Source organism: Bradyrhizobium sp. 40 (assembly GCF_023100925.1).
Lineage (GTDB): Bacteria > Pseudomonadota > Alphaproteobacteria > Rhizobiales > Xanthobacteraceae > Bradyrhizobium.
In genome coordinates, this window is record NZ_CP064688.1 from 2,763,541 (window position 1) to 2,779,584 (window position 16,044).

15 protein-coding genes are annotated in these 16,044 nt (G+C 64.4%); 9 read left to right on the plus strand and 6 right to left on the minus strand.

Translation table 11 applies throughout. The features are described 5' to 3' along the window. The first annotated feature begins 22 nt into the window (after positions 1-22). Together IVB40_RS13215 and IVB40_RS13220 are read left to right on the plus strand one after the other, a co-directional pair. Positions 23-1,330 carry an adenylate/guanylate cyclase domain-containing protein gene (locus IVB40_RS13215; protein WP_247819020.1) on the plus strand — a complete coding sequence of 436 codons (1,308 nt, stop codon included), beginning with the start codon at positions 23-25 and terminating at the stop codon, positions 1,328-1,330. A gap of 250 nt (positions 1,331-1,580) precedes the next feature. Beyond that, positions 1,581-2,495, plus strand: coding sequence for a PhzF family phenazine biosynthesis protein (locus IVB40_RS13220; RefSeq protein ID WP_247287210.1), 915 nt, complete (start codon positions 1,581-1,583; stop codon positions 2,493-2,495). Positions 2,496-2,528: 33 nt separating this feature from the next. Here the strand turns inward: IVB40_RS13220 and IVB40_RS13225 are convergent, their stop codons facing one another. Continuing rightward, positions 2,529-2,990 carry a DUF488 domain-containing protein gene (locus IVB40_RS13225; protein ID WP_247287209.1) on the minus strand — a complete coding sequence of 154 codons (462 nt, stop codon included), beginning with the start codon at positions 2,988-2,990 and terminating at the stop codon, positions 2,529-2,531. Between the two features lie 22 nt (positions 2,991-3,012). Beyond that, on the minus strand, positions 3,013-3,834 hold the full coding sequence (locus IVB40_RS13230) for a DUF72 domain-containing protein (protein WP_247287208.1): 822 nt from the start codon (positions 3,832-3,834) through the stop codon (positions 3,013-3,015). Between the two features lie 117 nt (positions 3,835-3,951). Between IVB40_RS13230 and IVB40_RS13235 the strand changes: the two genes are divergently transcribed. The 4 genes from IVB40_RS13235 to IVB40_RS13250 all read left to right on the plus strand — a co-directional run bounded on the left by IVB40_RS13235 (position 3,952) and on the right by IVB40_RS13250 (position 7,589). Further along, positions 3,952-4,332 (plus strand): hypothetical protein, encoded by a 381-nt coding sequence (locus IVB40_RS13235; RefSeq protein WP_106944528.1) that lies wholly within the window; start codon positions 3,952-3,954, stop codon positions 4,330-4,332. Between the two features lie 88 nt (positions 4,333-4,420). Further along, on the plus strand, positions 4,421-4,624 hold the full coding sequence (locus IVB40_RS13240) for a hypothetical protein (protein ID WP_027518781.1): 204 nt from the start codon (positions 4,421-4,423) through the stop codon (positions 4,622-4,624). A 322-nt stretch (positions 4,625-4,946) separates the two neighbouring features. Beyond that, positions 4,947-6,080, plus strand: coding sequence for a glycosyltransferase family 2 protein (locus IVB40_RS13245; RefSeq protein ID WP_247362336.1), 1,134 nt, complete (start codon positions 4,947-4,949; stop codon positions 6,078-6,080). 6 nt (positions 6,081-6,086) lie between these two features. Next, on the plus strand, positions 6,087-7,589 hold the full coding sequence (locus tag IVB40_RS13250; RefSeq protein ID WP_247819021.1) for a glycosyltransferase family 39 protein: 1,503 nt from the start codon (positions 6,087-6,089) through the stop codon (positions 7,587-7,589). A 26-nt stretch (positions 7,590-7,615) separates the two neighbouring features. On the opposite strand, the gene IVB40_RS13255 is transcribed toward IVB40_RS13250, so the two are convergent. Next, a complete protein-coding gene (locus IVB40_RS13255) occupies positions 7,616-9,505 on the minus strand; it encodes an adenylate/guanylate cyclase domain-containing protein (protein ID WP_247819022.1) in 1,890 nt (629 codons plus the stop codon). A gap of 76 nt (positions 9,506-9,581) precedes the next feature. Then, complete coding sequence (locus IVB40_RS13260; RefSeq protein ID WP_247400325.1) at positions 9,582-10,106, minus strand: FecR domain-containing protein; 525 nt, start codon at positions 10,104-10,106, stop codon at positions 9,582-9,584. A 655-nt stretch (positions 10,107-10,761) separates the two neighbouring features. On the opposite strand from IVB40_RS13260, the gene IVB40_RS13265 reads away from it, so the two are divergent. After that, the gene (locus IVB40_RS13265) at positions 10,762-11,835 is read left to right on the plus strand and encodes a DUF2778 domain-containing protein (RefSeq protein ID WP_247819023.1); all 1,074 of its coding nucleotides are present in this window, start codon (positions 10,762-10,764) and stop codon (positions 11,833-11,835) included. 73 nt (positions 11,836-11,908) lie between these two features. Here IVB40_RS13265 and IVB40_RS13270 read toward each other — a convergent pair whose 3' ends face one another. Further along, a complete protein-coding gene (locus IVB40_RS13270; RefSeq protein WP_247287204.1) occupies positions 11,909-12,733 on the minus strand; it encodes an SDR family NAD(P)-dependent oxidoreductase in 825 nt (274 codons plus the stop codon). Positions 12,734-12,755: 22 nt separating this feature from the next. Next, complete coding sequence (locus tag IVB40_RS13275) at positions 12,756-13,589, minus strand: MurR/RpiR family transcriptional regulator (RefSeq protein WP_247819024.1); 834 nt, start codon at positions 13,587-13,589, stop codon at positions 12,756-12,758. Between the two features lie 136 nt (positions 13,590-13,725). Here IVB40_RS13275 and IVB40_RS13280 point away from each other — a divergent pair, with 136 nt between their 5' ends. Both IVB40_RS13280 and IVB40_RS13285 read left to right on the plus strand, forming a co-directional pair. Continuing rightward, positions 13,726-15,018 carry an ABC transporter substrate-binding protein gene (locus tag IVB40_RS13280; protein WP_027567735.1) on the plus strand — a complete coding sequence of 431 codons (1,293 nt, stop codon included), beginning with the start codon at positions 13,726-13,728 and terminating at the stop codon, positions 15,016-15,018. Positions 15,019-15,123: 105 nt separating this feature from the next. Beyond that, on the plus strand, positions 15,124-16,044 hold the full coding sequence (locus IVB40_RS13285; RefSeq protein WP_247819025.1) for a branched-chain amino acid ABC transporter permease: 921 nt from the start codon (positions 15,124-15,126) through the stop codon (positions 16,042-16,044).

The window sequence follows — 16,044 nt, forward strand, 5'->3', positions numbered from 1 at the left end:
GCCCCGGAATCAAGGGGGCGGAATGGTCAGTTTTGCGAGCAGAAAGGCCCGGCAGCATGCCGTGGTCTCCGAAGACTTCGAGCGCGAGCTGACGCGCGAAGTGCTGCGCACCGAGCTCGTGCGGGTGAGGGCGCTGATCACGACGGGCTGCGTCATCGTCGTGTTCCTCACCGCGATCTATCTTGTCGATTCCTCCGTGGTGCAGCGGGTCTGGCGGGGCACCGAAGGGCTTGCCGAGGTCTATGGTCTCCTGACCGGGTTCATCCTGTTCGAGGTCTGGGTCCACAGCCAGATCAGGCGAAACCTCAAGCTCGACCGCGATCTGCCGGTGTTCCGGCGCTATATCGGTGCGCTGATCGAGACCTCGCTGCCGACCGTCATCCTGATCCTGCAGATTCGCAGCATGGGCGCGAGCCAGGCGCTCGGCTTCGTCGTGCCGCTGATCTATTTCATTTTCGTCATCCTTTCGACCCTGCGGCTGGACTTCTGGCTGTCCACCTTCACCGGCTTCGTCGCTGCGGGTGAGTTGCTCACTGTGGCGCTGATCTTCGATCCCGCCAGCGGGAGCGGCGAGCCGCAGATCTATTTCCACGCGGTACGAAGCACCATCATCCTGATCTGCGGCGTGCTTGCAGGCGCGGTCGGTGCGCAGCTCCGCCGCCAGTTCGCCGCGAGCATTGCCGCAGCGACCGCGCGCGACCGGGTGACCAACCTGTTCGGCCAGCACGTTTCGCCGCAGGTGGTGGAGCGGCTGATGGCGGCGGGGACGAGCGCCGCCGGCGACCTCCGCCGCGTTGCCGTGATGTTCGTCGATTTTCGCGGCTTCACCGCGGGCGCGCAGTCGCGAACCCCGCAGGAGGTGGTCGACCGGCTCGACGGCGCCTTCGCCGTTCTGGTCGACATTCTCGACCGCGAGGGTGGCATCGTGAACAAGTTTTTGGGCGACGGCTTTCTCGCCCTGTTCGGTGCGCCGCTGGAGACTTCCGACGCCGCGCACCGCGCGGTCGCCGCGGGCCGCGAGATGCTAACCGCGATGGAGCGCATCAACGCGCAGACGAGCTGGCCGCTCAAGATCGGCATCGGTATCCATTTCGGCGAGGTCGTCGCCGGCAATATCGGCTCGCCCCGGCGCAAGGAATACACCGTCATCGGAGACACCGTGAACTTCGCCTCACGGCTGGAGGCGCTGAACAAGGAGTTCGGCTCGCAGCTCTTGATCTCGGCGGCCGTTCGCGAGGCGCTTGGCAAGGACTGCGACGATGCGGTCTCGCTTGGGGAGGTCGAGGTGCGCGGTTACGAACAGAAGGTGGCGGTGTTTCAACTGGGGTGAGGGCCGCTTCCTGCGCTTTCAAATGTGAGTCGCGCTTCGCTGAAGCGGGTCGGGTTCGTTGAAGGCGCGTGGTGAAATATCTCTGCTAGCTTTTGGGTCTTGCATTGTGGAAGCCGCTTCTCGGCCTCCAACGCGTCACCGCGATTGCTCCGATTGCACTCAATTTTGGGGAATGACGGACGATGTCGCCGGCTTGTAGAGTGCCGGCGACGCGGCCGATTGCGGCTGCGATTGCGTAAGGGAAATGAAGATGCAGCGCCGCTACATCACCGTCGACGTGTTCACCGACCGCGCCTTCGGCGGCAACCAGCTCGCCGTGGTGCTCGATGCCGGCGGGTTGTCGACCACGCAAATGCAGGCGATCGCGACCGAGTTCAACTATTCCGAGACGACCTTCGTGTTGCCGCCGCGTGACAAGGCGAATGATGCCGAGGTGCGCATCTTCACGCCTGTCAGGGAGCTTCCTTTCGCTGGCCATCCCAATGTCGGCACCGCCTTCGTGCTTGCGACGATCGCGAAGGAGTCGAAGCCGCGCCTGCGGTTCGAGGAGAAGGCGGGGCTGGTGCCGGTCGATATTGTGCGGGAGCAGGGCCGCGTGATCAGCACCGAGCTCACCGCGCCCCAGCCTTTGGCGCGCCTGTCGCAATTGTCGGTCGCCGATGCCGCGAGCTGCATCTCGCTCAGTGCAGACGACATTAGGGTCGACCGTCACGCTCCACAGGTCGTCAGCGTTGGAACGCCGTTTCTGGTGATTGAGGTGCACTCGCGCGATGCGCTCAAACGGGCGGGGTCCGACGCGGCGGCCTTCGGCAAGGTATTTCCGTGCGACGGCGCGTTCGCGGCGTGGTTCTATACGCGCGATGTGCCCGCGGCGGAGGCGCCTTGCGAGCGGCAGGCGCGGATGTTCATGCGCGGCGCCGGCGGCCTCGCCGAAGACCCCGCCACCGGCAGCGCAACGGTCGCGGCCGCCGCGCTGTTCGCCGATCTCGATCCTGTCCGCGAGGGCGAGTTGAAGCTCACGGTCGGCCAGGGTTTTGACATGGGGCGGCCGAGCCTCTTGCTGACGCGCGTGCGCAAGCAGGACGGCAAGATCGTCTCCGCTCATGTCGGCGGGCAATGCGTGCAGATGATGGAAGGGACGTTTAGGCTGGCGGGAGAAGGGTAACTCTCTGTTCCCGGCCATGACGGAGAGAGTCGTTCAGGCTTGCCGTCCCGCCAAATTCTTCACCGTTACCCCATCGCGCTCTTCGATGATCTCAGCGATCATCTGGCGGTGGCAGTGGGTGTGATCGCGCTCGTAGCAAAGCAGACAGACCGGACCTGCTTTCTTCACCAGCGCCGAGAGCTCGTCCATCTGCTCCCGAGCCTCCGGCGTCTTCAGGTGCTTTGAGAAAACCTTCTCCAGCACATGGTATTGCCCGCTGCGGGCGGCGAGGCGACCTTCCTTGGGCGTGCCGAGCGCGGCGAGGTGGACATAGGCGATGCCGCGTTCGTCGAGCCCTGCGGCGAGCTGCTTCTTAGAAAAGCCGGGCCGGCGCGATGACGTCACCGCGCGCACGTCGACGACGAGCTTGACGCCGGATTGCTCCAGCTCGTCGAGCACTGCCTTGGGCGGCGTCTGCTCATAGCCGATGGTGAAGAGCTTTTTTGCCTTTGCCATGAGACACCTTTAGCGAAACACGTCAGCTCACCCGCGCGATCAGCTCCATGGCGCCGGCCGGCGCGCGCACCTTGCCCTCGTGGATGACATAGGCGAACACGTCGCGCGGCTCCTTCTTCGGCTTGGCCTTGTCGACCTTCGGCAGGTCGTCGGGTTCACTTCCCTCGGCCCAGTGCTGAAAGCGCTTGGCCCAGGCATCGAGCTGCTTCGGCGGATAGCATGTCTTGATCTCGTCATTGCCCTTCTGCAGCCGGGCATAGACGAAATCGCCGGCGACGTCGGCGATCGCGGGATATTTGCCGTGCTCGGCGAAGACGACGGGCGTCTCGAATTCGCGGATCAGCGCGACGAAGTCCGGCGCGCAGAAACTGTCGTGACGGACCTCGACGACGTGGCGCAGGGCGCGTCCGTCGAGCTTGCGCGGCAACAGCTCGAGGAATTTGCCGAAATCGGCGCCGTCGAATTTTTTGGTCGGCGCGAACTGCCACAGCACCGGCCCAAGATGATCGCCGAGTTCCAGCACGCCGGAATCATAGAAACGTTTGATGGAATCCCCAGCCTCGGCCAGCACGCGCCGGTTGGTGGCGAAGCGCGGCCCCTTGACCGAGAACACGAAACCATCAGGCACCTCGCTCGCCCATTTGCGAAAGCTCTCCGGTTTCTGCGAGCCGTAATAGGTGCCGTTGATCTCGATCGAGGTCAGTTTCGAGGCGGCGTAGGATAGCTCCTTGGCTTGCGTCAGCTTCTCCGGATAGAACACGCCGCGCCAAGGCTCGAAGGTCCAGCCGCCGATGCCGATAAAGATGTTGCCTGATTTTTTAGACGCGGTTTTTGCTTTGGCCACGGGAGGATCTCGGATGACGGGAGGAGGGGCCTCCATCCTAATCAAACGAGTTGTGATTGGCCAGTTGCGACGTCCCGTCTAAGCTCGCGACGGGATCTGCGAAAAAAGGAGAACAAGATGCGGATGCTGATGGTGGGAGCGGCGCTCGTTATGATGACATCTGCTGCCATGATATCTTCAGTTATGGCCGACGATGACGATGCCAAGGGTGCGCAGAAGCTCGCCATGCAGGGCCGCGACGATTATTGGCATTGCCTGGCGCGGGAATATTCGCGCGACGGCAATCAGGGCCTGTCGGAACAGGATTTTGGCCGCTCCGTCGCCGGAGCCTGTCCGTCGGAGCGACAATACTACCGGGTGGCACTGCTCGATTATCTCACCACGCAATATCCCGATATTGATGCCGGCGCGCATCTCGCGACCGCGAACAGGGCGGTGGAGGCGGCGCAAAAGGACATCGTGACGGCCTTTGTCAAGCACAAGCCGCCGCAGAAATAGCCCATGGACCGGTGCCTCCGGCAAGCCCTTCCGGCGGCGCGCTCATCCATGGTATTATTGAGCGCATCTGGAACAGGGATGAGTTTCCATGTCGTCTGAGTCGGTGGGGGGCATTTTGGGCGCGATCGTCGCGGCGATAGTGCTTGCGGTGGCCGTCGTCTTCGGGCCGATCGGCCAATACGGCAAGCCGCCCAGGCCCGCGAAAGTCGACCCGGCCGCCGTTACGGCGCCGGCGGCCCCTGCCGCGCCCGTGCCGCGAGGGCCGGTGATCAAGGAAGTCCCGAACCAATAAGGGCGTGAAAAGGGCCTCTTTCGCCCCTTGTAAAGCGGCGTTGCCGTTCCCATTTAGCTTATAACGGCGACGTTGAGCGAAAAACTCCGGCGCTGGAACGACCTTGGAATAGCACAGGCTGCGCCGGATGTACGCGTGGCCCGCCGTTCCGGGGTCGTTGGCATTTTTGGGCCCCTTTTGGGCCGCTCCCCTGAGAAACCCCGGCTTGCGAGCGCAAGTTCTTGGCAGCACAAGTTCTTGGCAGCACAAGTTCTTGGCAGCACAAGTTCTTGGCAGCACAAGTTCTTGGCAGCACGGGACGCGGCGGATATACGCTGCCGTCATGAATGAAGCGATCAGACCGGGCTCCGACACCCAAAAGGCGGCTTCGCCGGCGCCGGAATTGTCGGTCGTCGTCCCGACCTTCAACGAACGCGACAATGTCGCGGTGCTTTACCGGCGGCTGGAGGCCGCGCTGGCCGGCATCGCTTGGGAAGTCGTGTTCGTCGACGACAATTCGCCTGATGGCACTTGGGACGTCGTGCGCGCGCTGGCCCAGCGCGACAGCCGCGTGCGCTGTGTCCGCCGCATCGGCCGCCGCGGCCTGTCGGGGGCCTGCATCGAGGGCATCCTGGCCTCCAGCGCGCCCTATGCGGCCGTAATCGACGCCGATCTTCAACACGACGAGACGCAGCTGCCGAAGATGCTGTCGCTGCTCGCGAGCGGGCAGGCCGAGCTCGTGGTCGGCAGCCGCTACATCGAGGGCTACAAGAGCGAAGGCTTCAACAAGCAGCGCGCCGGCGCCAGCGCGCTGGCAACGGAACTCGCCAGGAAAGCGCTGCGGGTCGAGATCGCCGATCCCATGAGCGGCTTCTTCATGGTTCGCCGCGACCGCTTCGAGCAGCTGGCGCCGAAACTTTCCGTGCACGGCTTCAAGATCCTGCTCGACCTCGTCGCAAGCGCCAACGGCAGCTTGCGCGCCATCGAAATTCCCTACACGTTCGGTGAGCGCCAGCACGGCGAAAGCAAGCTCGATTCCATGGTCGCGCTGGATTTTCTCGGCCTGGTGCTGGCAAAGTTCACCAACGATGCTGTCTCCTTGCGCTTCCTGCTGTTCGCGATGGTCGGCGGGATCGGCCTCGTGGTGCATCTCACGACCCTGTTCATATCGCTCGAACTATTCAAGGAGCCGTTCGCGGAAGCGCAGGCCTCCGGCGCCATCGTCGCGATGACCAGCAATTTCGTCCTCAACAATTTCCTTACCTATCGCGACCAGCGGCTGAAGGGCTTTGCGCTGCTGCGCGGCCTGATCGCGTTCTACATCGTGTGCAGCGTCGGCCTGCTCGCCAATGTCGGCGTCGCCTTCTCGGTCTACGACCAGGAGCCGATCTGGTGGCTTGCGGGTGCGGCCGGGGCGCTCATGGGCGTGGTGTGGAACTACGCGATGTCCGGACTGTTCGTCTGGCGCAAGAAATAGCTCACGATGGGCGGGGCTGACGCGCGGATCGTCCGCAATACGGCGCTGGTGATCCTTGCGCTGGTCGGCATGCGGCTCGTCGCAGCCGCGTTCACGCCGATCACCTTCGACGAAGCCTACTACTGGATGTGGTCGAAGAACCTCGCCGGGGGGTACTACGACCACCCGCCGATGGTTGCCTACGTCATCCGCGCCGGCACCCTGATCGCCGGCGACACCGAACTCGGCGTCCGGCTGGTCTCGATCCTGCTCGCGCTGCCGATGAGCTACGCGATCTATCGCTCCGCCGCGATCCTGTTCGGCGGCGCGCGGGTGGCGGCGACCAGCGCCATCCTGCTCAACGTGACGCTGCTGGCCTCGGTCGGCACGCTGATCGTCACGCCCGATGCGCCACTTCTGGTTGCCTCCAGCTTCGTGCTGTTCTTTCTCGCCAAAGTGCTGGAGAGCGGCCGCGGCGTCTGGTGGCTCGCGGTCGGCGCAGCCGTCGGCGCGGCGCTCCTGTCGAAATACACCGCGATGTTCTTTGGGCTGGCGATCCTGATCTGGATCGCGGCCGTGCCGAAACTGCGGCACTGGTTTCTCTCGCCCTGGCCGTATCTCGGCGGTTTCGTTGCGCTCGCGCTGTTCTCGCCGGTGATCCTCTGGAATGCCGATCATCAATGGGTCTCGTTCGCAAAGCAGCTCGGGCGCGCCAGGATCGAGGATTTTCGTCCGGTCTTCATTGCCGAGCTGATCCCGACCCAGATCGCGTTCGCAACCCCGCTGGTGTTCATCCTCGGCGCGATGGGGCTGCACGCGCTGACCTGGCGCCGGGCCGGCGCGCTGGCCTCGCGCGTGCTGATCGAGACGATGTTCTGGACCATCGTCGCCTATTTCGTCTGGCATTCGCTGCATGCCCGCGTCGAGGCCAACTGGTTCGCGCCGGTCTATCCGCCTTTCGTCATCGCGGCGGCGGCCGCCGCCAATCTCGTGCAGTGGAAGCCGCGCCAGCGCCGCTTGGTGGATTTTTGCCTGCGCTGGGCCGCACCCACCGGCATCGTGATGTTTGCCGCGTTGATCGTGCAGGCCAATACCGGCTGGCTGTCCGGCTATCGCCGCGATGCGACCGTGCGCAGCGTCGGCGTCGGCTGGCGCGAGCTCGCTGCCGAAATCGAAGCGGTGCGCGCCCGCAATGGTGCGACCTGCGTGCTTGCGCCGGACTACGGCACGACGGGCTGGCTCGCCTTCTATCTGCCGCGCGGCAGCTGCGTGGCGCAGCAGAACCAGCGCATCCGCTGGGCCAACATGCCCGAGCCGGATCCAAAGCTGCTTGCGAGTAAGCTGATCTATGTCGACGAGCTGCGCGCTGACGGCCATCCGGCGGTCCACGACCTCTTTGCCAAGGTGACGCAGGTCGCGCAATTGCAGCGCAAGCGCGGCCCGCTCGTGGTCGAGACTTACAGCATCGATCTGCTCGAAGGCGCCAAGGGCGACGTGCTGGATCGCTCGCCGCCGCCGGAAGCGCGGTAGCTCTTCGTCGGGATGATGGCGAAGGTTCAGTCGATCATCTCGGCCTTGGTCGCGGCCTGGTTCGGCCTGTCCTGGTCGCGCCAGAACCAGACGGTCACGACGCCGGAGCGGCCGCGGACCTGCGTGAGCAGGGGGCCCGACAATACGCCGTCGGGAGCGCCCTGGAAGTCGGCCGCATCCAGCAGCGTATCGCTGAGCGCGAGCCGCGCGCCGTTCTGGGCGGCAACCTCCATCAACCGGCTCGCGACGTTGACGGTGTCGCCCGTCGCCGTGATGTGCTGATGGCTCTCGCCGAGGCGCGAGGCGACGATCGGGCCGAAATGCGCGCCGATCTTGAAGCCGAGCTGGTGCCCGATCGCAGACGGCAGTGACGCGATCCAGCGTTCGACGCCGCGATGCAAGTCGATCGCGCATTTCAGTGCGCGTGCGGCGTCGTCGGGCATTGCGCCGGGCAGGCCGAACAGGATCATGGCGCCGTCGCCGAGGAAGCCGCTGATCATGCCACCGCAATCGACCGCGGTCTTCTCGATCAGCGCGTGAAACGCCTTCAGAATGTCCTGGAGTTCGCCCGGATCGATCCGCTCGCTCAGCGCCGTGAAGCCGGAGAGATCGATGAAGACCATTGCTGCGTCCTGCCGGACGGGTGTTGACAGGAAATTCGGATCGCGCGCCAGCCACTCCTGCACGGCCGGCGCCTGGAATTGCGCGAGCGACCGGCTCTTGGCGGCGAAATATTGCGTGCGGCGGCCTCCCGCCCACAATTGCACGCCGGCAAAGATCGCAACCGGCGGCACTGCTGCGGCGAGCGTGGTCGCGGCGTTCAGCCAGACGCCATGTGTGAACGCGAACAAATTGAAGCTGGCCCAGGCGATCATCACCGCGGCCGCGGCGACGATGCCAAGCGCGCTGCGCTGCCAGGCGAGCAGACCTACCAGCAGCATCGGCAACAGGATCGCGATGAGCGCGTCGGCGATGTGGACCTTGCGGTCGCGCACGATGCTGTCGCCGGCGACGAGATGGGTGATCGCGGTGGAGACCACTTCGACGCCGGGCATCAGGGAATCGAACGGTGTTGGGTAAAAATCACCGCCGCCGGCGACCGAGGCCCCGATCACGACGATCCGGTTCTCGATCGCCGCGCGACTTAACGTGCCGTCGAAGATGCTCTGTGCGCTGACGGTGCGGATGGTCCGGCGCGGGCCGTAATAGGTGATCGGTAGCGCGAAGTCGGTATCGGTGGGCACTGCGCGGTCGCCGAGCATCAGATGGTCCGGCGCGATCGTCAGCGACTTGTCGAGCGCGCGCGCCGCGACCCGCAACGGAAAAGACAGCTCGACCTTGTCGCTGGTCCGAAACAGCATCGGCACCGAGAGCGGTGAGCCAGACTGGCCGGTCGCAACATTGACGACGCCGACCTCGGCATGATCGGCGAACGCCGGCAAGGGCAGCAGGAAGCGCTCGGCCTGCGGCAGGGCGCCGAGGGGGCCTTGGCCGCTGGTCTCCACGGTCTCGCTAGCGGACGGGAAGATCGCCGCGGCGGCAAGAACGATGGGACCCGTAGCCAGCGTATTTGCCAGCGTGGCGTCGCCGATCGCAGCGCTGCGGTCGACCAGCAGTAGGTCGATCGCGACGACCTTCGGCTTGAACTGCACGATGGTGTCGACGACGCGAGCGAGATCGGCGCGCGGCAGCGGGTAGCTGCCGCCGCGCTTCACGACGGTGTCGTCGATCGCGACGATGGTGATGAGATCGGGCGGAACCCGCACGCCACGGACCTGCGTCCGCCAGTCCGTCAGCGTCGCCTCGAGGCGGTCGAGAAAGCGCAGATGACCGTTGGCGTGCCCGGCATAGATGCCCGCGCCCCACAGTGCGGTGAGGACGAGTGCCACCAGGATCTGAACGCGTCGGCTACTCATGTGGTCGTGTTGCAATTTCTCTATCGTCCAAATGCTGTTGGCCGAGCCCAGCCGACTCGAACTTATTGGCCTGGCCCTATTGACCAAGTCTTGCCATCAATGCGTCGACGCGCGGCTGGCCCCATGTCTTGACCGTCAATGGGCCTGTCGCTTCCACGTCGACGCCTTGGCCGCGGCCCAATACCACGCCGCGCCCGCCGCTCCTGCGGCTCACGCCGACACGGCCGTCAGCCACGAAGACGGACGTCTTGGCCTCCGCGACATCGACCGCCCATTTCGTGCCGCGCACCGCGGCGATCGCCTGCGGCGTCAGGACCTTGAAGGGATTGCCGCCGGGCTTCTTGGGCACCTCGACGAGCAGCGCTTTGCTGCTCAACTCCACGGAGTCTATATGTCCGTCGCGGTTAGCGTCCTTAAGTTCAAATCTGGCACCGCTTTCGGCAACGATCGTGATGCCGTTGTCGCAGCGCCAGGTCTGCGTACCGGCAGCAGACGGCGCCGTCGTGCAGCCCACATTGGCGGCAGGCTGGGCAATCGCATGTCCGATCAACAGAAACGACCCCGCCAGAGCGAAAAACCCTGCGCGCACGAACTCTCTCATGCCAGCCTCCGTTTGCGTGCTCGGCACAGTTCAAGGCGATCTTGATACGGTACCGTATCACACGCAGAGGCTGCTGAAAAGTGCCGGTTGCCGTAGCTATTTTCTCGCTGCGGCCGTTTCCAGTGCGGTGCGATCAACTTTCGGTCAGGGCACCGGCTCGCGCCCGCGGTCTGTGATGTGGCTGCTGATAACCGCGCTGCGGCTGCGGACGAGAGGGGGCTGTGCGCACCAGCCTCGCGCAACGTTTCCCCGTTATCTTCCGGGTATTGAAGACCACGAAAACGACTTGGTTGGATGGCCTTAGAGATGCGGCCGGAGACGGTCACCGGCAGCGCTAAATCCCGCCGAGAATCATAGTTAACAGACGCGCTTAAGTCCGTAATTCTGCGGGCTTTTTTCTCGAAATGGGACACCCGAACGGGTTGCCCCACATCCGCCCGAACTTAATCCGCATTTAACTAAAAGTGGCCTTAATGACGCTCCGACCCTCTGCGAGATGCTGTTCCCGGATCGTGACCAGCGGCGCTTCAAAGGGGGACTGAGTGACACCGTTCTGGACGCAAGGCGAATGAGTACGAGTATCGCTGCGCAAGGCATCGCGGCACGAAAGTCCAAAGGGTTCTCGAGCACTTCTTATCGGAAGCCTTCCCGGAAAATGACCATCCAAAACGTGCTTGGCGCCGCCGTGATCGGCTGCGTCGTGCTTGGCGCCGGCTGGACCATCTACAGCAACATCTTTGCCGCCAGCGTCTATCCGACCGTCGGCAGCAACGGCTACGACGAGCCCGTGATCAAGCGGGCGCCCAGGGTCGCGCTGCGCGAGGCCGGGGAGGCCGTCAAGGACGCCTTTGCGCTCTTGCCCGACCGCTTGCAGGTCGCAGCGCCGATCTCGCGCGAGATGTTCAACGATCGCTTTGCCGCGGCTGCGACCCAAGGCGTGACATCGAATGCGGCCAGCGCCGCGCCCGCAACCAAGGTCGCCGAAGCCAAGGACGCGCCGAAGCCGAGCGTGATCGCGAGGGTCGCGGAAGTCCTGAAGCCGGGTCCGGCCAAGATCGCTGACGCTGCGAAGTCCAAGCGCGGCGCTGACGCGCCGGTGCAGCTTGCCTCGGCAGATCCGGCCGAGATCGTGCCGGCGCCTGAGGCGAAGCCAAAATCGATTGCCGATCGCGCAAAGGCTGCGGTGATGTCGATCACCGGACCGCGCCAGTCGATGGTGGAAAAGCTCTGGGGCAAGCGCGAGCCGTCCGGTGGGCTGCTCGCCTATGCCTCGGCCGACGCCAGCGTGACCGCGTCCATCGCGCCGAGGGAGCAGAACCCCATGCTCGGCGGTTCGGCGCCCTATGAGCGTGACACCGCGATCTACGACATCTCCGCTAAAACGGTTTACTTGCCCGACGGCACCAAGCTCGAGGCGCATTCCGGCCTCGGCTCCAACCTCGACGACCCGCGCTCCTCGCGCGTCCGCATGCGCGGCGTGACGCCGCCGCACATTTACACGCTGAAGCCGCGCGAGGCACTGTTTCACGGCGTGCCTGCGCTGCGCCTGACCCCGATTGGCGGTGAGAGCGCGATCTACGGCCGCGACGGCCTGCTCGCGCACACCTTCATGCTCGGGCCCAACGGCGATTCCAACGGCTGCGTGTCGTTCAAGGATTATTACGCGTTCCTCGACGCCTACCGCAACAAAGGCATCCGCAAGCTCGCGGTGCTGGCGCGCGTGGACTAGGCTCAGTCAATTCGAGATCACGCAAAAGGGCCGCTTGCAGCGGCCCTTTTCTGTTTCGCTTCGCGAGGGCGTTTTAGCCCGGCCAGCACTGCCCGCCGCCGTCGATCCGCAGCACCTGACCGGAAACGAAGGCGCCCATGGGCCCTGCGAAGAATTCGACAACGCGCGCGACCTCGTCGACGGTAGCGATCCGGTCGAGCGTGCCGGTCTCGACCATTCTGTCGGGGTCGACTGCGCGCGTTCCGAGGAAGCGGCCGGTGCGGGTATCGCCGGGCGCGATGCAGTTGACGGCGATGTCGTAGGGGCGGAGCTGGTCGGCCAGGCATCGCGTGTAGTGGGTCACGCCGGCCTTCGAGACCGCATAGATCGAGCCCTGGGTACGTCCCTTGAAAGCGGCGACGGAGCCAAGGGTGACGATGCGGCCGCGCCGGCGCTCCATCATGCCGCGCGCGACCGCCTGGCATGTCAGGATGGTGGAGAGCAGATTGCGCTCCAGCACCGCGCGCACATCGGCCTCCTTGATATTCACCGCATCGTTCGGATCGGGCTTGCCGCCGCCGGCCGCGATATCGCCGCCGGCATTGTGCACGAGAATGTCGATCGGGCCGAGTGCCGTTTCGGTCTCCGCGATGACGCGTGCGATGTCCTCGCCCTTGGTGAGATCGCCGAGCACGCGCTGGCTGCGAACGCCGAATTCGCGGCCGATCTCGACGGCGACCGCGGTGAGGGTGGTGCCCTCGCCATACTCGGCCGGCCCGTTTTCACGCATGCCGTGGATGGCGACGTCAGCGCCAAGCGCGGCAAGCTTCTCTGCAAAAGCGCGGCCGAGCCCGCGTCCCGCGCCGGTCACCAGCGCAACTTTGCCTGCCAGAAGCTTGTTGGTGTCATGCGATGTCATGATCTTGTTCCTGTTGTGAATGTCAGTCTGCTGCGAGGTCGAGGCCGATCGCCAACGCCTGCACGAGGCACATCGGTGCGACAAGCGTACGCAGCGCGGGCTCAGGCATATCCTGGATCTCGAACACGACGCTCGCGCCCTCGACGATCGGGCTCAAAAGGCTGTCGGTGATGGAAATCGTGGGCACGCCCCGCGCGACGAGTTCAGGAAACAACCGCGCCGTATCCGGATAGTAATTTCGGAAGCTGATCGCGACCAGCGCGTCGTCTGATGTCGCCGCGTGCGACTGCTCGTGGATGCTGCCGCCAAGACCGTCGAGCAGGACGACGCGCCGTCCGAGCTTGCGCAGCACGTAGGCGAGGTGGATCGCAACCGGAAACGAGCCGCCCAGGCCGAGCAGATAGATGTCACGTGCCTTGGCAAGGATCGCGGTTGCAGCGTCGAGTTCGCGCGCATGAACGGATTGGCTGAGCGCGACCAGCGATGATTGCGCTTCGGACACGAAACGCGACAATACCGCGGCCGGCTGGCGGCCGAGCACTGACTTCTCCTGGCTCTTCATGCGGGCGAGGCGCGCCTTGTAGCTTGGCGCGACGCCGGCAACGAGGCGTGAGCGGAACACCTGCTGCATCTCGGTGAAGCCGCCGAACCCGAGCGCATGCGCGAAGCGAACGATCGCCGACGGCGGCACCCCTGAGCGCTGCGCCACCTCCGCCACGGTGCCGAGCGCGACATCGGTCGGGTGATCGAGCACGAACTCCGCGATCTGCTGCAGCCGGCCGGACAGCGCCCGGTGCCGCTGCGCAATCGCGCCGCGCAGTTCCTCATAACTCATGGCGCCAGCCGCCTTGTTCATCGAGTCGGATCTCCGGATCGGTCGCCTGTTTAACGGCATTTCATCGTTTGGATCAAATATTCTACTTTACATAACAGATGGAATGAATATTCTAATCTCACAAAAAAGCAAAAGACTTCGAAAACGGGAGGACACGATGAGAGGGCGTCAGATCTCACGGCGAAGCGTTCTGAAGGGCAGCTTGATGGCGAGCGTCATCGGCGGCACCGGCAGCTTCTTTGGGCCGTGGCGGGAGAACCATGCCTGGGCGCAAGGCGCGAAACCGATCAAGCTTGGCCTGACTTGCGATGCCAGCGGTCAATACGGCAACAGCGGCCAGGACGACTTCCGCGGCATCAAGATGGCGATTGACGAGATCAACGCCAAAGGTGGCGTGCTCGGGCGCCAGGTCACTTTCATCACGGCGGACACCGAGACCACGCCAGCCACCGGCAGCCGCGTCGCCGAACGCTTCATCACCCGCGAGGACTGCACCATCCTGATCGGCGCGCTGCATTCGGGTGTCGCCAACGCCATCACACAGGTCGCCAGCAAATACGGTGTCATCTACATGAACACCAATTCCTCGGCGCCGAGCGAAGCCGGGGAGAATTGCTCACGCGTGAAATTCGTCTGGGACGGCAACGGCACCAATTTTTCCAAGGCGTCGGTCAAGAACGCGGTGGACTCCATCGGCAAGAACTGGATGCTGCTGACCAACGACTATGTCTGGGGTCACACGACGTCTGCCGCGACAAGAACGCAGGTCGAGAGCGCTGGTGGCAAGATCCTCGACAATCTGCTGGTGCCGCAGAACACGCGCGACTTCACCGCCTATCTGCTGAAGATCCAGCAGGCAAAACCCGATGTTGTGGCGACCGCGGTTGGTGGCGACGACATCAAGGCATTGCGCGAGCAGGTGGCGCAGCTCAAGCTCGACGGCAAGCCGGCCTGGATCAACAACCAGCAGGACTGGCCCGACGTGTGGGGCGCGCCCGACAGCCTGTTCGGCGTGTTCGGCACGACCTGGTATCACAAGCTGCCGCTGCCGGGCGTCGCCGAATTCGTCAAGAAGTGGCAGGCCGCCAACAAGGACGGCCCGATCCCGGTGCCAGGCAATGTCTCCTACAACGGCTACATGTCCACGCGCGAGCTGCTCCGCGCGATCGAGCGGGCTGGGTCGACCAACAACGTCAAGATCATCAAGGAGCTTGAGAACCTGAAGGTCTCGGCGACCGACCGCATGCAGCATTTCGACGCCTATATGGATCCGATGACGCACCAGATGCAGCAGACGATCTACCTGGCGCGACGCAATGCCAAGCCGGCCGACAATACCGATCTGTTCGAGATCATCAGCTGGACGGAGCCGAAATCCGCCGCTGACGATGCGGCGCCTGGCAAGTGCAAGCTCACACCCTACGAGCAGGTGCCGACCGTCGATTCCTGAAGACGGCGCGTCACGTCGCAGAACGAGCGGCGCGCATCTCGCGCGCCGCGCACCGGGACCATCAGCGTCCCGGGTGACACATGCCAGTTGCGAGAGCCAAAAACCTTGTTCGACCTTCTTCCGCATCTCCTCAACGGCCTGACGCTCGGCCTGTTGTTCGCGCTGATCGCGCTCGGCTTCATGCTCATCGTCGGGCTGATGGAGCAGATCAACCTCGCGCACGGATCCCTGTTCGCGCTCGGGGCTTATGTCGCCATGCAGCTTACGGGGCCGCGTCCGCCATTGCCGACGGAACTTGCGAAAGCGTGGCTCGCGCTGCCGCTCGGCTGGCGCTATGCCGCCACGTTGATCATCGCGCCCGTGATCGTGAGTCTGGTCGGCATGCTGATCGAGCTCTGCATGCGGCGCACTTACGGCAAGGATCCGCTGTACGGGCTCCTCTTGACCTTCGGCGCCGCGATGGTGATCGAGGAGATGATCCGCCTGGTCTGGGGCACGCGCGACTACGTGCTGCAGGTGCCGTCTGCCATCAATGGCGGCTTCCTGTTCGGCGACCTGATCTGGTCGACCTATCGCTTCTACGCAGCGGGTATCGCCGCCGGGGTCATCGGCCTGGTCTGGCTGTTGATCGAAAAGACCTCCTTCGGCGCGACGGTCAAGGCCGGCGCGCATGACAGTGAGATCGTGCGCGCCCTCGGTATCAACCTGTCACGATTGCGGCTCGTGGTGTTCGTGTTTGGCACGATGCTGGCCGCGATCGCGGGCATCATCGTCGCGCCGATCTGGGGCATTCGCCCGCATATGGGCGTCGATGCCGTCATTCCTGCATTCCTGGTGATCGTGCTCGGGGGCGTCGGTAGTTTTTGGGGTGCGGTCGTGGCGGGTCTTTTGGTCGGACTGTGTGTCGGCCTCGCCGGTGCCTACGCGTCCGAATGGTCGCTGTTGTCGATGTACATCTTGCTCGTTGCCGTCGTGACGTTCCGCGCGCGTGGCCTCTGGGGCAAGAAGAGCGTGCTCGAAGCCTAA

What these genes read in the sequence shown, in the direction of transcription:
- IVB40_RS13215 (WP_247819020.1), top strand. Translation starts at nt 23, where the DNA reads ATGGTCAGTTTTGCGAGCAGAAAGGCCCGGCAGCATGCCGTGGTCTCC.
- IVB40_RS13220 (WP_247287210.1), top strand. Translation starts at nt 1,581, where the DNA reads ATGCAGCGCCGCTACATCACCGTCGACGTGTTCACCGACCGCGCCTTC.
- IVB40_RS13225 (WP_247287209.1), bottom strand. Translation starts at nt 2,990, where the DNA reads ATGGCAAAGGCAAAAAAGCTCTTCACCATCGGCTATGAGCAGACGCCG.
- IVB40_RS13235 (WP_106944528.1), top strand. Translation starts at nt 3,952, where the DNA reads ATGCGGATGCTGATGGTGGGAGCGGCGCTCGTTATGATGACATCTGCT.
- IVB40_RS13240 (WP_027518781.1), top strand. Translation starts at nt 4,421, where the DNA reads ATGTCGTCTGAGTCGGTGGGGGGCATTTTGGGCGCGATCGTCGCGGCG.
- IVB40_RS13245 (WP_247362336.1), top strand. Translation starts at nt 4,947, where the DNA reads ATGAATGAAGCGATCAGACCGGGCTCCGACACCCAAAAGGCGGCTTCG.
- IVB40_RS13250 (WP_247819021.1), top strand. Translation starts at nt 6,087, where the DNA reads ATGGGCGGGGCTGACGCGCGGATCGTCCGCAATACGGCGCTGGTGATC.
- IVB40_RS13255 (WP_247819022.1), bottom strand. Translation starts at nt 9,505, where the DNA reads ATGAGTAGCCGACGCGTTCAGATCCTGGTGGCACTCGTCCTCACCGCA.
- IVB40_RS13260 (WP_247400325.1), bottom strand. Translation starts at nt 10,106, where the DNA reads ATGAGAGAGTTCGTGCGCGCAGGGTTTTTCGCTCTGGCGGGGTCGTTT.
- IVB40_RS13265 (WP_247819023.1), top strand. Translation starts at nt 10,762, where the DNA reads ATGACCATCCAAAACGTGCTTGGCGCCGCCGTGATCGGCTGCGTCGTG.
- IVB40_RS13270 (WP_247287204.1), bottom strand. Translation starts at nt 12,733, where the DNA reads ATGACATCGCATGACACCAACAAGCTTCTGGCAGGCAAAGTTGCGCTG.
- IVB40_RS13275 (WP_247819024.1), bottom strand. Translation starts at nt 13,589, where the DNA reads ATGAACAAGGCGGCTGGCGCCATGAGTTATGAGGAACTGCGCGGCGCG.
- IVB40_RS13280 (WP_027567735.1), top strand. Translation starts at nt 13,726, where the DNA reads ATGAGAGGGCGTCAGATCTCACGGCGAAGCGTTCTGAAGGGCAGCTTG.